We start from the raw sequence: 13,087 nt of genomic DNA, 5'->3' as shown, positions 1-13,087 counted from the left end.
CGAGAAAGGCGGCCTGCCTACATTGATTCTGCCCCGGCATCGGGCCGGGCGTTTCTTTCATCGACGGACCTGCCCATGCACTGGAGCATCCTGTGTGACTTCGATGGCACCATCAGCCTCGAAGATGTCATCGACTCGCTGCTGGAAAAGTACGGCCAGCCGGGCTGGCAGGAACTGGAAGACCAATGGAAGGCTGGAAAGATCGGCTCGCGTGAATGCATGCAGGGCCAGGTGCGGCTGCTGAAGCTGGACCCGGCCACGCTCGATGCGCACCTGGACCAGGTGCAGATCGATCCGGGCTTCGTCGCCTTCGTCGCCCGCGCCGAGCAGCTGGGCGTGCCGCTGCGCATCGTCAGCGACGGCCTGGATTATGCGATCCACCGCATCCTCGCCAACCATGGCCTGTCGCGACTGCCGGTGGTGGCCAACCACCTGCGCTGGTGCGGGGACCACTGGGAACTGGAATCGCCCTACCAGGCCGAAGGCTGCCGCAGTGGCACCTGCAAATGCACCTGCGCCGCGCAGGCGCGCGCCAACGAAGCACCGCGCGTGCTGATGATCGGTGACGGCAGCTCGGATTTCTGCGTATCCGAAGATGCCGACTTCGTGTTCGCCAAGCGCCGCCTGATCACCCATTGCGCCAATGCCGGCATCGGGCATGCCGCCATCGCTACCTTCCACGATGCAATCGCGCTGTTGCCGCGCCTGCTCGATGGCAGCCTGCTGCAGCCACGCCGCATCGACGCCAGCCCGCAGCCCACCGCACTGCCCCTGCTGCTGGCCACCGCCTGAGCATGCCCCCGCCACCTCTTTCGAACGTCCTTCACGGAACCGAACTGCATGAACATTTTTGACAAGAACGCCGACGCCGCTGCCTCCGACGCGCAGCTGCTGGCCGACGAAGCCCGCTACAGCTCCTTCGGCGACACCGTCCACTACGTCGACCCGCCGAAGATCTTCCAGCGCGGCGAAGGCAGCTACATGTTCGACGGTGCGGGAGTGCCCTACCTCGACCTGCAGATGTGGTACTCGGCCTGCAACTTCGGCTACAGCAACAAGCGCCTGAACGACGCGCTGAAGGACCAGATCGACACCCTGCCGCAGGTCGCCAGCCAGTACCTGCACCCGACCCGCGTGCAGCTGGCCAAGACCATTGCCGTGGACATGCACGAGAAGTTCGGCCTCGACGGCCGCGTGCATTTCAACGTCGGCGGCGCGCAGGCCATTGAAGACTCGCTGAAGATCGTGCGCAACGCGCGTGGCGGCAAGAGCCTGATGTTCGCCTTCGAGGGCGGCTACCACGGCCGCACCCTGGGCGCGTCGTCGATCACCTCCAGCTACCGCTACCGTCGCCGCTACGGCCACTTCGGCGAGCGCGCGATGTTCATCCCGTTCCCGTACCCCTTCCGTCGCCCGAAGGGCATGACCCCGGATGAGTACTCCGACCACTGCGTATGGCAGTTCGAGCGCCTGTTCGAAAGCGAGTACAACGGCGTGTGGGATCCCAAGGTCGGCCAGGCCGAATACGCCGCGTTCTACGTCGAGCCGATCCAGGGCACCGGCGGCTACGTCATTCCGCCGCGCAATTTCTTCACCGGGCTCAAGCGCGTGCTGGACAAGTACGGCATCCTGATGGTCGTCGATGAAATCCAGATGGGCTTCTGGCGCACCGGCAAGCTGTGGTCGATCGAGCACTTCGGCGTGACCCCGGACGTGCTGGTGTTCGGCAAGGCGCTGACCAACGGCCTGAACCCGCTGTCGGGCCTGTGGGCGCGCGAAGAACTGATCAACCCGACCGTGTTCCCGCCGGGCTCCACCCACTCCACCTTCAACTCCAACCCGCTGGGCACCCGCTTGGGCCTGGAAGTGCTGAAGCTGGGCAAGGAAATGGATTACGAGCGCACCGTGCCGGAGAAGGGCGCGTACTTCCTCGACGGCCTGCGTGGCCTGCAGAAGCGCCACCCGGAAATCGGCGACGTCGACGGCCTGGGCCTGGCCCTGCGCGCGGAAATCTGCCAGGCCGACGGCTACACCCCGAACAAGGAACTGCTGGACCGCATGGTCGACATCGGCCTGGCCGGTGACCTGCTGCACGACGGCAAGCGCATGGGCCTCGTGCTCGACGTGGGTGGCTGGTACAAGAACGTGATCACCTTTGCGCCGTCTCTGGACATCAGCTACGAAGAAATCGACCTGGCGATCACCCTGCTCGACCAGGCGCTGACCAAGGCCAAGGGCTGAGGTCGATGCGCTGCCGGTTCCCGTGCCGATGGAGATGACGTCACGCGCATCCAGCACCGCGCTGGAACCGGCCGCGCTGCTGGAGGGCTTCCTGGCCCACCCGCCGCTCGGATTCGAGGCAGGCCGCCTTCCCAGCGGCCTGCCGTCCTTCCGTGCACCGCTGGACCTGACCACGACGATGGACGACGAACTGCGCGGCAGGCTGCTCGGCCTCCCGCTGTCGCGCCTGTGGCGGCCGTGGATCACCTGGAGGACCCGCTTCGTCGGTGCCACCAGCACCGAGTACACCCCGCTGCCGGCACACGTCGCGCCGGAGGCGCTGGCCGAGGACGTGACGCGTCACGCGATCGGCGATACCCGGCTGCTGGTGGTCAAGGACCTGGCGATCGATTCACCACTGCTGGACGACGCGGCCAACGCGCACAGTGCTGCCTTCCTGCAGGCATTGCTGGCGCGCGGCTTCGTTGAACTGGAAGGCATGCCGCTGGCCTGGGTGGCGATCGATTTCGATTCGATCGACGGCTATCTCGGCCGCCTGTCGTCCTCGCGCCGCAAGAACATCCGGCGCAAGCTGCGCTCGCGCGACGACCTGCAGATCGACTGCATCGCCACTGGTGATCCGGCCCTGGCCGACCCACGGCTGCAGGCCGAACTGCATGCGCTGTACCTGGGTGTGTATGCGCAGAGCGCGGTGCACTTCGACCAGCTCGGCCTGCCCTACTTCCAGCATCTGCTGGCCGACAGCCAGGGCCAGGGACGGATGTTCCTGTACCGCCACCAGGGCCAGCTGATCGGCTGGAACCTGTGCTACGTGCATGCCGGCAAGCTGGTGGACAAGTACATCGGCCTGGCTTACCCGCAGTCGCGCGAGCACAACCTGTACGCGGTCAGCTGGATGCACAACCTCGAGTACGCCCTGCAGCACGGCCTGAGCCACTACGTGGCTGGCTGGACCGACTCGCGGATCAAGGCCGAGCTGGGGGCCCGCTTCACCTCCACCCGGCACGCGATCCATGCCCGTTCCCCGCTGCTGCGTGCCGCCCTGCGCCGGCTGGCCCCGTACCTGCAGGGCGAACCTGATGGAGGCGGCTGAGCGATGCTGGTGCGTTCCCCGCTGATCCTGGACCTGGACGGTGGCGTGCTGCCACTGCCCCAAGCGCAGACCCTGTCCCTGCCGCAGTGGCACGACACGCTGCGATTCGCCTGCAGCAACGGCACCCTGGATCGCTTCAGCACCGAGGTGCTTGCGCCGCTGCCGGCCCTGCTCGGCACAGTGATGCTCGGCAGTGGTGACTTCCATCACCTCAGCCTGCCGCTGCTGCGCCGCATGCGCGCGCAGGCGCCGTTCCAGCTGGTGGTGCTGGACAACCATCCGGACAACATGCGATTCCCGTTCGGCATGCATTGCGGGTCGTGGGTCAACGCCGCCAGCAAGCTGCCGCAGATCTCGCACATCCACGTGCTCGGCATCACCTCCAGCGACATCGGCCTCGGCCATGCCTGGGAGAACCACTGGCGTCCGCTGATGGGCGGTCGCCTCACCTACTGGTGCATGGACGTGGATGTCGGCTGGGGCCATCGCCTCGGCATGGGCCATGCCTTCCGCCGTTTCGAGCATCCCGAGGCCCTGGTCGCCACGTTCGCCGCCGAGCAGGCCAAGTCGCCGCAGCCGACCTATCTGTCGATCGACAAGGACGTGTTCGCCGGAGACGTGGCCCGCAGCAACTGGGACCAGGGCCGCTTCCAGCTGGAACACGCGCTGGTGGTGATCGAAGCACTGCGCGCCGGCGGCCTGGTCGGCAGTGACATCACCGGCGAAGTGTCGTTGGCCAACTACCAGAGCCGCTTCAAGCGCTGGCTGTCGTCGCTGGATGGCCAGCCGGACGTCAGCGCCGATGATCTTCCTGCCTGGCAGGCCCGGCACCAGCAGGTGAACCGCGAACTGCTGGCGGCAATGGCCGCCGTGCCGACGGCCTGCTGACCACTGTCCGGCAATGCCACCAAGGTTGGCAACTACCAGAGCCGGGTAGAGCCGAGCCCACGCTCGGCTGGCGCCTTCTGTAGAGTCAAGCCATGCTCGACTGCGGGCACCGCGAACAGCAGCCGAGCATGGCTCGGCTCTACACTGGGTTCCCACCTCGGAGCCCTCGCCATGCCCCAGACCGTCATCCCGCAACTGCGCATGCGCCATGCCGACACCACCCTGCCGTTCTACGTGCAGGGGCTGGGTTTCGTGGTCGACTGGGAACATCGCTTCGAACCCGGCTTCCCGCTGTTCGCCCAGCTCACCCGCGACGGCCAGACGATCTTCCTCACCGAACACAGCGGCGACTGCGAGGTCGGCGGCGCGGTGTACTTCATCGTCGACGATGTTGACAGCCTGCACCGCGCCTTCAGCGCCGCCAACGTGCCGATCGAACAGCCGCCGCATGACACCGAGTGGGGCAGCCGCGAGATGCTGCTGCGCGACCCTGACGGCAACCGGCTGCGCTTCGCCACACGCGTGGACTGAACGACGCCGGGTTGAGATGAATATACGAAACATATACGCTTCGTATATTGAACCCTCCAGGACCGCCCATGGGCATCGTCAACATCGATGACACCCTGCACGACCAGCTGCGCCGTGCCTGCACCGTCTCCAGCCGTTCGATCAACGCCCAGGCCAACTTCTGGATCAGGGTCGGCATGCTGTGCGAGCTGAACCCTACGCTGAGTTTCCAGGACATCGTCGCCAGCGAGCTGCGCGCGGCCGGCGTGCAGCCACCGTTGCTGCCCCCGGGCCAGGTCTGAGCCGATGGGCATCATCAAGCGCCCCGACGAGATCGCGCTGATGGCCGAATCGGGTCGCCTGCTGGCGCAGGTGTTCGCCGCACTCGACCAGCTGCCGCTGCAGGGCCGCAGCACGATGGAGATCAACGATTTCGTCGAACGCATGATCGTCGATGAGCTGCAGGCGCGGCCGGCCAGCAAGGGCCAGTACGGCTTCCCGTACGTGCTCAATACCTCGATCGACAACGTCATCTGCCACGGCGTGCCCAGCACCACCGACGTGCTGCACAACGGTCAGATCGTCAACCTCGACATCACCCTGGAGAAGAACGGCTACATCGCCGACTCCAGCACCACCTACCTGGTCGGTGAGGTCGACTACGCCGCGCGCCGGCTGGTGCAGACCACCTACCAGGCGATGTGGAAAGGCATCGCCGCGGTGCGCCCCGGCGCACGCCTGGGCGACATCGGCCACGCCATCGCCCGCCACGCGCGCAGCCACGGCTACAGCGTAGTGAAGGAATACTGCGGCCATGGCATCGGCCAGGAAATGCACGAGGAACCGCAGATCCTGCACTACGGCCATCCCCACACCGGCATGGTGCTGGAAGAAGGCATGGTGTTCACCATCGAGCCGATGCTCAATCAGGGCAAGCCGGCCATCCGCCAGCAGCCGGACGCATGGCCGGTCTACACGCGCGACGGCAAGCTGTCGGCGCAGTTCGAACACACCGTGGCAGTCACCCGCAGCGGCGTGCGCGTACTGACCCTGCGCCCCGGCGAGACGCCGTTATGCCCGGTGGATGGCGCCTAGAGTGGCCGTTGCTGCATCCCGGCGTCCTCATGCACGGTGCGCTTGCGCGCCGTCAGCGGCTCGCGCACCCGATGTGCCACATAGCCGACGCTGGCTGCGAGAATGAAGGTGTAACCAAGAAGCTCGGTGGTCTCCTCGATGGTGTTCTTGAACACACGGATGTACTGATCACCCAACAGTCCGGTCCACAACGACGTCATGCCGATCAGGCGCGAATAGAACAGCAGCAGGACCAGACCAATCGTCATCACGGTACCCGGCCGGGATACGAGAAAACGCACCAGCGCCTGCATGGCCCGGCGCCAGTCGCGGCTGGCCCAGGCCAGTGAGCCGATGATCAGCACACCCACCGGATACTTCCAGAAGCCGTGTGCGATCAGGTCCAGCGCCTCATCCATCTCACGCAGGAGCATGCAGGCGAACAGCGCTGCCGCCAGCACGGCAAAGGCCCGATCATCGGCACGCCGCAACGCAAGCCGGACGAAGGCAGCCACGCTGGCGACCAGGAAGCCTTCCTGGGTCAGTTCGACCAGCGACCACTCGCCGACGGCATTGCCCAGCCAATGGATGTCGAGCCAGGCCAACGCAGGCGGAAGCGCCATCATCAGGCCGAACAGGGAGGTGCGCCCCAGGTGGGACAGGAGCAGCTGTAGATTGTCTTTCATGCAACACCGATGCCGCACCGTGGCGGTCGTACAACGAGAACACAGGCGACCGGGGGGCTGCCGAACAACGGCATGCGCGGCGGGGTCGCGACCAGGCGCGCATTATCCGCGCTGTATCCGGCCACGTGAACCGTATCGGTGGAACACATACGCAACACCGGCGTGCGTCACGCACTCATGGCGATAAAGGACGCAACAGCAGCAGCGTGGCCAGGCAGAACATGAAAACCGCCACGCCGGCGTCCAGCATCCGCCAGGCGCCCGGTCTGCGGAACACCGGCTGCAACAGGCGCGCGCCATAACCAAGAGAACAGAACCAGGCCACGCTGGCCACGCACGCACCGGCGGCAAAGGCCCAGCGCAGATCGCCCGGGTAGCGCGTGGACAGGCTGCCCAGCAGTACCACCGTATCCAGATAGACGTGCGGGTTGAGCAGGGTGAAGGCCAGGCAGGTCAGCAGCACCTGGCGCCCACTGCCGCCCTGCGCCTCGGCGGCGGCCAGCGCACTGCCACCGCGCCACGCGCGCAATCCCGCCTGCAGGCCATACCAGAGCAGGAAGGCCGCACCACCGAAACGCAGCACCTGCAGCAGCAGCGGCCACTGCAGCACCAGCGCCCCCATGCCGCCGACACCGGCCAGTATCAGCACGATGTCCGCACCGGCGCAGGCCAGCACCACCCTCCCCACATGACGCTGCTGCAGGCCCTGGCGCAGCACGAAGGCGTTCTGCGCGCCGATGGCGATGATCAGGCCGGCACCTGCGAACAGGCCGGCGGCGGTAGCGGCGATCCACATCAGGACAGGCCAGGCAGCGGGGGGACGCGCAGGGTGCGGCCAACGGACACGTTAAGACAAACTGATTTTTCTTTATCCTGTGCAGAAATACTGAAGAGGTACTGGTGGACCTGGTACATCCGCAACTGTCCGCATTTGCCGCAGTGCTGGAAGAAGGCAGCTTCGAGGCTGCGGCGCGCCGGCTGTCGATCAGTCCGTCGGCACTGTCGCAGCGGATCAAGGCCCTGGAGGACCGGCTTGGCCAGGTGCTGGTGGTGCGCCAGGCACCGTGCCGGCCCACCGCCGCCGGTGAGGCACTGCTGCGCCGGGTACGGCCGATGCAGGCGCTGGAGGCCGAGGCAGTGGCCGAACTGCTGCCCGAACACGGCAGCGACGCCGCACGTACGCCGATCCCCTTGGCGGTCAACGACGACTCGCTCGATACCTGGTTCGTGCCGGCCATCGCCGACCTGCACCAACGCCATGGCTACCTGTTCGACCTGCGCATGGACGATCAGGACCACACCCTGCAGCTGCTGCGCGACGGCAGTGTGCTGGGTGCAGTGACCGCCGAAGGCCAGCCGGTGAAGGGCTGCAACGTACACCCGCTCGGCGCGATGCGCTACCACGCCATCGCCTCGCCCGGCTTCGCCCGCCAGTACTTCAGTGACGGCATGCAGGCCGCGGCCCTGGCGCACGCCCCCATGTTGGTGTTCAACCGCAAGGATGAACTGCAATGGCGCTTCGTGCGACGCCTGACCCGCGCGCGGCTGCAGCCACCGCTACACTACCTGCCCTCCTCCACCGGTTTCGTCGAAGCCGCCGCGTGCGGACTCGGCTGGGGCATGGCCCCGGAAACGCTGGTCGCACCCGCCGTGCGCGTCGGCCGCGTGGTGGTACTGGAACCCCGCCGCTGGCTCGATGTGCCGCTGTACTGGCAGCATGCCGCCGTGCGTTCAAGCACGCTGCAGCACATCACCCAGGCGCTGCGCACTGCGGCCAGCGGCACCCTTCGTTGAGGACAATCCGATGACCGCAGACCCGGGCTTCACGCCGCGCGCACTACCGTTTGCGCACTTCTTCACCACTGGGACGGCATGGGCGTGATCGGCCGACGTACAAGGATGCACCGCGCGAAGGCCGCGCTGGCGCTGGCGCTGGCGACCTGCCTGCCATTCGCTGCGTCCGCGCAGAACAACACCGACGCACCTGCCTTGGACTGGGAACAGGCGCGGCAACGCCTGGAGCAGGTCTCCGATGCACTGGCGGCCGCTGATGCAGCGGTGCGCAACAAGCAGGACCTGCAGGACGCCACCCGCCTGCTGCGCCTGCCGGAGATCACCGGCGAAGTGCGCCGCCTGCAGTTCCAGAAGACCCTCACCCTGCCACTGGGCTCGCTGGCGCCTGTCGCTGAGGCCTATGGCATCGATTCGCCGCTGTCATTCACCGAACGCGACTGGCGTACCCGGCCCGTGGTCACTGCGGTGCTGCCGTTGTACACCGGCGGCGTGATTCCGGCCGCGCAACGTGCCGCCAGCGCCGCCCACGAACAGGCCAGCGCCGAGCGCGAAGCACAGCGCCAGTCGCTGACCGTGCAGCTGGCCCAGGCCTATTTCGGCCAGCGTCTGGCCGAGCAGGCGGTGGACGCGCGCCGCGATGTGCGTGATGGCCTCAACCGCCACCTGTCGGATGCGGAAAAGCTGGAACGCGACGGCTTCGCCACCCGCGCGCAGCGCCTGCAGGCCACCGTGGCCCGCGACAAGGCCGAACGCGAGTACCAGAAGACGGTGAACGATCTGGCCACGCTGAAGGCCGCGCTGTCCACGCTCCTGCGCAGTGGCGGCGAGGTACAGCCGGTGTCGCCGCTGTTCGTGCAGCGCGTGCCGCTGGAACCGGTCGCCAGCTTCGAGCGCACTGCACAGGCGCGCCAGCCGCAGATCGCACGCCTGCGGGCGATGGTGGCGCAGGCCGAACAGGGCGTGCGCGTGCAGCAGGCCAAGCTGAAGCCGCAGATCTTCGCCTTCGGCCAGTACGACTTCCGCCGCCGCGACGAGATGCTGACCGATCCGGACTGGGCGTTCGGCATCGGCCTGAAGTACACCTTCCTGTCGCCGAACTCGCGGCCGGCGCAGATCAGCGCGGCGCGTGCGCAGCAGGACCAGGCCGAAGCGGGCCTGCGCGAGGCCGAAAACCAGGTCGCGCTGGGCGTGCGCAAGGCCTGGAACGAACTGGAGACCGCGCGCCAGCAGTACGTGCTGCTCGACAGCAGCATCGCCCAGGCACAGGAAAACCTGCGCCTGCAGGAACTGGCGTTCCGCGAAGGCCAGGCGACTTCGCTTGATGTAATCGACGCGCGGCTCGGCCTGGGCGGTGCCCGTGTCGAGCGCGCGCAGGCCGCCTACCAATACGATATTGCGCTGGCACAGTTGCTGGAGGTCAGTGGACAGATGGACCGTTTCGAAGAGTTCCGGCGGCGTGCGGACGAGGTGATCGACCATGAGTGATGTGCTGCACGACGATGCGACGACGCCCCCGGCCAAGCGCCGTCTGGGCCCGATCCTGATAGTGGTGCTGCTGGTCGTGGTGGTGCTCGGCCTGTGGCTGGCCTGGCGCAGCCCGGCCGACCAGATCCAGGGCATGGCCGATGCGGACACGATCAACGTGGCCGCCAAGATCACCGCGCGCGTGGCCGAACTGAAGGTGCGCGAGGGCGACCGCGTGCAGCCCGGCCAGGTGCTGTTCCTGCTCGACAGCCCCGAAGTGGCCGCCAAGGAACAGCAGGCGCATGGCGCATTGGCCGCCGCGCAGGCGGTGGCCGACAAGGCCGACGAAGGCGCGCGCAGCGAGGACATCCGCGCCGCCGAAGCGAACTGGAAGCGCGCCGAAGCCGGTGCGACGCTGGCCGAGGCCACCTACCAGCGCGTGCAGAACCTGTTCAACGAAGGGGTGATGACCCGGCAGAAGCGCGATGAAGCGCATGCCCAGGCCACCAGTTCGCGTGAACTGGCCCGTGCCGCCCGTGCGCAGTACGACATGGCGCTGGCCGGCGCACGCGAGCAGGACAAGCGCGCCGCGCAGGGCCAGGTGCAGCAGGCACAGGGCGCGGTGGCCGAAGTCAACGCTGCGCGTGTCGAAGTCGAAGGGCGCGCGCCGGTGGCCGGCGAGATCAACAAGCGCATGGCCGACCCGGGCGAGCTGGTGCCAGCCGGCTATCCCGTGTTCACCCTGGTCGAAATCGACCGCATGTGGGTGGCGATGAACCTGCGCGAATCGCAGATGCAGGGTCTGAAGGTCGGCAGCAAGCTGCAGGGCAACGTGCCGGCACTCGGCCAGGACGGTGAGTTCGAGGTCTACTTCATCAACCCGGCCGGCGACTATGCAACCTGGCGCACCACCCGTCAGTCGTCCGGCTACGACGTCCGCAGCTTCGAGGTGCGGGTGCGCCCGGTACGCCGCATCGAGGGCTTCCGCCCCGGCATGAGCGTGCTGTTCGCATGGCCCCAGCACTGAGCCCCGACCGCAACGGCTTCGCCGCTTTGTGGCGGCGCGAGCTGCAGTCGCTGCGCGGCAACCGTGCCGACCTGCTGCTGGTGACCCTGCTGCCCCTGCTGATGCTGGCGGTGATGGCGTGGATGTTCACGCCGTCGGTGATGCGCGATATCCCCATTGCTGTGGTCGACCTCGACCACAGCAGTGACAGCCGCCTGCTGCTGCGCATGCTCGATGCCAGCCCGGGCGTGCGCATCGCCAGCCAGCCCGTGGACATGGAAGACGCCCGTTCGCAGCTGCGCCGCCTGGATGTGTTCGCCATCGTACTGGTGCCGCGTGATGTCACCCGCCAGGCGCTGCGCGGCCGCCAGGGCACGGTGTTCGCCTATTACAACGCCACCTACATGACCACCGGCCAGTCGGCGTCGCGCGACATCGGCGACGCGGTTTCCGCGTGGAACGCACGCCTGCTGCGCGAGCGCATCGGCCTGCAGGTCGGCCCGGGCAAGCTGCGCGCGGCGCCGATCGCGGTGCAGTCGGACATCCTCTACAACCCGGCACGCAGCTACGAACTGTTCCTGCTGCCACTGATCTTCCCGGCGGTGCTGTCACTGGTACTGGCACTTGCCGTGGCCGGCAGCCTTGGCCGCGAGATCCGCGACGGCACCCTGCCCGCCTGGCTGGGTCGCACGCCGTGGTCGGCGATTGCCGGCAAGGTCGCGCCGTACACTCTGCTGTTCTCGTTGTATGGCGCGCTCGGCATTGGGTACCTGGCCTGGCTGCGCGGCGATGGTGTGGCCGGCAGCGCGCTCGTGCTGCTGCTCGCACAGCCACTGTTCTACCTGGCCACGGCCGCCTACGCGTTGTTCTTCGTCGGCGTCACCCGCGACATGGGTACCGCGCTGTCCGCGGTCGGCCTCAGCATCGGCACCGCACTGGCATTCTCCAGCGCCACCTTCCCGGTGCTGGATGGCCCCCTGTTCACCCGTATCTGGCATCAGTTGCTGCCACTCAGCGCCTACATCAAGCTGCAGACCCAGCAGCAGTTCATCGGTTCGCCGCTGCAGGTTTCGATATGGCCGCTGACCACGCTGTTGTTGATGACGATGGTGGCCGGTGGCATCGGCGGCCTGCGCCTGATCGCCTTTGCGCGTACGCCTGAAGCCGCGCAGCCTGCGGGAGCCGACGCATGAGCGCACTCTGGCGCAGCCTCCGGCAGACCCTGATGGCGGTCCTGTGCGATCGCTACGCGATCGTGGTGATGGTCGGCGCGGTGATCCTGTACTCGTTCTTCTACCCGGCCGCGTACCGCCACCAGGTGGCCGGCAACCTGCCGGTGCTGGTGGTGGACGAAGACCACAGCGCGACCAGCCGCGCGCTGCTGCGAAAGCTCGATGCACTCCGCGTTGCACGCGTGGTCGGGCAACCGGCAGACATCGACAGTGCACGCCAGCAGCTGGAAGCCGGCCACGCCGAGGGCATCGTACTGATCCCGGCCAACCTGGAACGCGACATCCTGCGCGGCCATCCGGCCAAGCTGGTGCTGCTCGGCAACGGCGCCTACCTGGGCCGTGCCAGCTGGGTGCTGGGCAGCGTGGCCGATGCACTGGGCGCGTTCGGGCGTGAGGCGGTAGTCGGCCAAGCGGCCTTCATGGGCGCACCGCAGGCACCGCCGGTCACCCTGGTGCAGCGCCCGCTGTACAACACGCAGGAAGGCTATGGCAGCGCCATCGTGCCCGGCGTGGCCGAGCTGATCGTTCACCAGACCCTGTTGATGGGCATCGGCGTGCTGCTCGGTGGCCGCCGACTCGCGCTGGGCCGGCGCCTGCGCTTCGACCTGCCAACGCTGGCGGGCATGGCATTGGGCTTCAGCCTGATCGGCCTGTTCGGTCTGTTCTGGTACGCCGGCTTCACCGCGTGGGTGCAGGACTATCCGCGCGGCGGCAATCCACTGGGCCAGTTGTTGGGCGGCACGCTGTTCATCGCCGCCACGGTGGCGTTCGGCCTGTTCGTCGGCAGCTTCTTCCGCACCCGCGAACGCGCCTTCCAGTACATCATCGCCACCTCGATCCCACTGTTTTTCCTGGCCAACCTGTCGTGGCCGGCGGTGATGACGCCGCAACCGCTGGTCTGGCTGGCGCAGCTGCTGCCGACCACCTCGGGCATCAACCTGATGGTGCGCCTGAACCAGATGGACGCCCGCCCGGCTGAAGTCGGCCACGAACTGATCACTCTCACCGTCCTGCTGCTGCTCTACGGCAGCCTCGCCGCCTGGCGCCTCCTCGAAAAAAAGGGGACGAAGGGGATTGAGTCGTAAACGGCAAGGTTGGG

The 13,087-nt window shown here is 67.2% G+C and carries 14 protein-coding genes; 12 read left to right on the top strand and 2 right to left on the bottom strand.

Translation table 11 applies throughout. The annotated features are described in order from the left end of the window. Positions 1 to 75: 75 nt before the first annotated feature. The 7 genes from G5A07_RS06700 (at position 76) to map (ending at position 5,827) form a co-directional block, all read left to right on the top strand. Entirely contained in the window at positions 76 to 792 is a 717-nt protein-coding gene (locus G5A07_RS06700; RefSeq protein ID WP_049455638.1) for an MtnX-like HAD-IB family phosphatase, read from the top strand. 48 nt (positions 793 to 840) lie between these two features. Next, on the top strand, positions 841 to 2,241 hold the full coding sequence (locus G5A07_RS06695; protein ID WP_005408663.1) for an aminotransferase class III-fold pyridoxal phosphate-dependent enzyme: 1,401 nt from the start codon (positions 841 to 843) through the stop codon (positions 2,239 to 2,241). 28 nt (positions 2,242 to 2,269) lie between these two features. Then, complete coding sequence (locus G5A07_RS06690) at positions 2,270 to 3,334, top strand: GNAT family N-acetyltransferase (RefSeq protein ID WP_043396621.1); 1,065 nt, start codon at positions 2,270 to 2,272, stop codon at positions 3,332 to 3,334. A 3-nt stretch (positions 3,335 to 3,337) separates the two neighbouring features. Then, a complete protein-coding gene (locus G5A07_RS06685; protein WP_010483195.1) occupies positions 3,338 to 4,222 on the top strand; it encodes a hypothetical protein in 885 nt (294 codons plus the stop codon). A 171-nt stretch (positions 4,223 to 4,393) separates the two neighbouring features. Continuing rightward, positions 4,394 to 4,753, top strand: coding sequence for a VOC family protein (locus G5A07_RS06680; RefSeq protein WP_191863057.1), 360 nt, complete (start codon positions 4,394 to 4,396; stop codon positions 4,751 to 4,753). Positions 4,754 to 4,821: 68 nt separating this feature from the next. Then, a complete protein-coding gene (locus G5A07_RS06675) occupies positions 4,822 to 5,034 on the top strand; it encodes a ParD-like family protein (protein ID WP_005412680.1) in 213 nt (70 codons plus the stop codon). A gap of 10 nt (positions 5,035 to 5,044) precedes the next feature. Further along, positions 5,045 to 5,827: a type I methionyl aminopeptidase gene (map, locus tag G5A07_RS06670; RefSeq protein ID WP_191863062.1), complete on the top strand. Its 783-nt coding sequence runs from the start codon at positions 5,045 to 5,047 to the stop codon at positions 5,825 to 5,827. Here map and G5A07_RS06665 read toward each other — a convergent pair. Together G5A07_RS06665 and G5A07_RS06660 are read right to left on the bottom strand one after the other, a co-directional pair. Further along, entirely contained in the window at positions 5,824 to 6,492 is a 669-nt protein-coding gene (locus G5A07_RS06665) for a hypothetical protein (protein ID WP_010483204.1), read from the bottom strand. The two genes, map and G5A07_RS06665, sit on opposite strands and share 4 nt — an antisense overlap. 175 nt (positions 6,493 to 6,667) lie before the next feature. Then, positions 6,668 to 7,288: a LysE/ArgO family amino acid transporter gene (locus G5A07_RS06660; RefSeq protein ID WP_191863056.1), complete on the bottom strand. Its 621-nt coding sequence runs from the start codon at positions 7,286 to 7,288 to the stop codon at positions 6,668 to 6,670. A 104-nt stretch (positions 7,289 to 7,392) separates the two neighbouring features. On the opposite strand from G5A07_RS06660, the gene G5A07_RS06655 reads away from it, so the two are divergent. The 5 genes from G5A07_RS06655 to G5A07_RS06635 all read left to right on the top strand — a co-directional run bounded on the left by G5A07_RS06655 (position 7,393) and on the right by G5A07_RS06635 (position 13,073). Beyond that, the gene (locus tag G5A07_RS06655; RefSeq protein ID WP_191863055.1) at positions 7,393 to 8,286 is read left to right on the top strand and encodes a LysR family transcriptional regulator ArgP; all 894 of its coding nucleotides are present in this window, start codon (positions 7,393 to 7,395) and stop codon (positions 8,284 to 8,286) included. 78 nt (positions 8,287 to 8,364) lie between these two features. Further along, positions 8,365 to 9,771 carry a TolC family protein gene (locus tag G5A07_RS06650; RefSeq protein ID WP_191863054.1) on the top strand — a complete coding sequence of 469 codons (1,407 nt, stop codon included), beginning with the start codon at positions 8,365 to 8,367 and terminating at the stop codon, positions 9,769 to 9,771. Beyond that, positions 9,764 to 10,777 carry an efflux RND transporter periplasmic adaptor subunit gene (locus G5A07_RS06645; protein WP_191863053.1) on the top strand — a complete coding sequence of 338 codons (1,014 nt, stop codon included), beginning with the start codon at positions 9,764 to 9,766 and terminating at the stop codon, positions 10,775 to 10,777. The genes G5A07_RS06650 and G5A07_RS06645 overlap by 8 nt, the downstream gene beginning before the upstream one ends. After that, the gene (locus G5A07_RS06640; RefSeq protein ID WP_191863052.1) at positions 10,762 to 11,949 is read left to right on the top strand and encodes an ABC transporter permease; all 1,188 of its coding nucleotides are present in this window, start codon (positions 10,762 to 10,764) and stop codon (positions 11,947 to 11,949) included. Before G5A07_RS06645 ends, G5A07_RS06640 begins: the two co-directional genes overlap by 16 nt. Next, a complete protein-coding gene (locus G5A07_RS06635; protein ID WP_019337570.1) occupies positions 11,946 to 13,073 on the top strand; it encodes an ABC transporter permease in 1,128 nt (375 codons plus the stop codon). Before G5A07_RS06640 ends, G5A07_RS06635 begins: the two co-directional genes overlap by 4 nt. Positions 13,074 to 13,087 lie beyond the last annotated feature (14 nt).

Origin of the sequence: Stenotrophomonas sp. AS012628 (genome assembly GCF_010608305.1) — a bacterium.
Classification (GTDB): Bacteria; Pseudomonadota; Gammaproteobacteria; order Xanthomonadales; family Xanthomonadaceae; genus Stenotrophomonas; species Stenotrophomonas geniculata.
This window is presented reverse-complemented; position numbering and strand designations above follow the sequence as displayed.

Excerpts from the sequence above, each read along its gene's own strand:
- G5A07_RS06635 (WP_019337570.1), top strand. The coding sequence starts at position 11,946 with ATGAGCGCACTCTGGCGCAGCCTCCGGCAGACCCTGATGGCGGTCCTG.
- G5A07_RS06685 (WP_010483195.1), top strand. The coding sequence starts at position 3,338 with ATGCTGGTGCGTTCCCCGCTGATCCTGGACCTGGACGGTGGCGTGCTG.
- G5A07_RS06690 (WP_043396621.1), top strand. The coding sequence starts at position 2,270 with ATGGAGATGACGTCACGCGCATCCAGCACCGCGCTGGAACCGGCCGCG.
- G5A07_RS06660 (WP_191863056.1), bottom strand. The coding sequence starts at position 7,288 with ATGTGGATCGCCGCTACCGCCGCCGGCCTGTTCGCAGGTGCCGGCCTG.
- G5A07_RS06640 (WP_191863052.1), top strand. The coding sequence starts at position 10,762 with ATGGCCCCAGCACTGAGCCCCGACCGCAACGGCTTCGCCGCTTTGTGG.
- G5A07_RS06650 (WP_191863054.1), top strand. The coding sequence starts at position 8,365 with ATGGGCGTGATCGGCCGACGTACAAGGATGCACCGCGCGAAGGCCGCG.
- G5A07_RS06675 (WP_005412680.1), top strand. The coding sequence starts at position 4,822 with ATGGGCATCGTCAACATCGATGACACCCTGCACGACCAGCTGCGCCGT.
- G5A07_RS06665 (WP_010483204.1), bottom strand. The coding sequence starts at position 6,492 with ATGAAAGACAATCTACAGCTGCTCCTGTCCCACCTGGGGCGCACCTCC.
- G5A07_RS06695 (WP_005408663.1), top strand. The coding sequence starts at position 841 with ATGAACATTTTTGACAAGAACGCCGACGCCGCTGCCTCCGACGCGCAG.
- G5A07_RS06680 (WP_191863057.1), top strand. The coding sequence starts at position 4,394 with ATGCCCCAGACCGTCATCCCGCAACTGCGCATGCGCCATGCCGACACC.
- G5A07_RS06700 (WP_049455638.1), top strand. The coding sequence starts at position 76 with ATGCACTGGAGCATCCTGTGTGACTTCGATGGCACCATCAGCCTCGAA.
- G5A07_RS06645 (WP_191863053.1), top strand. The coding sequence starts at position 9,764 with ATGAGTGATGTGCTGCACGACGATGCGACGACGCCCCCGGCCAAGCGC.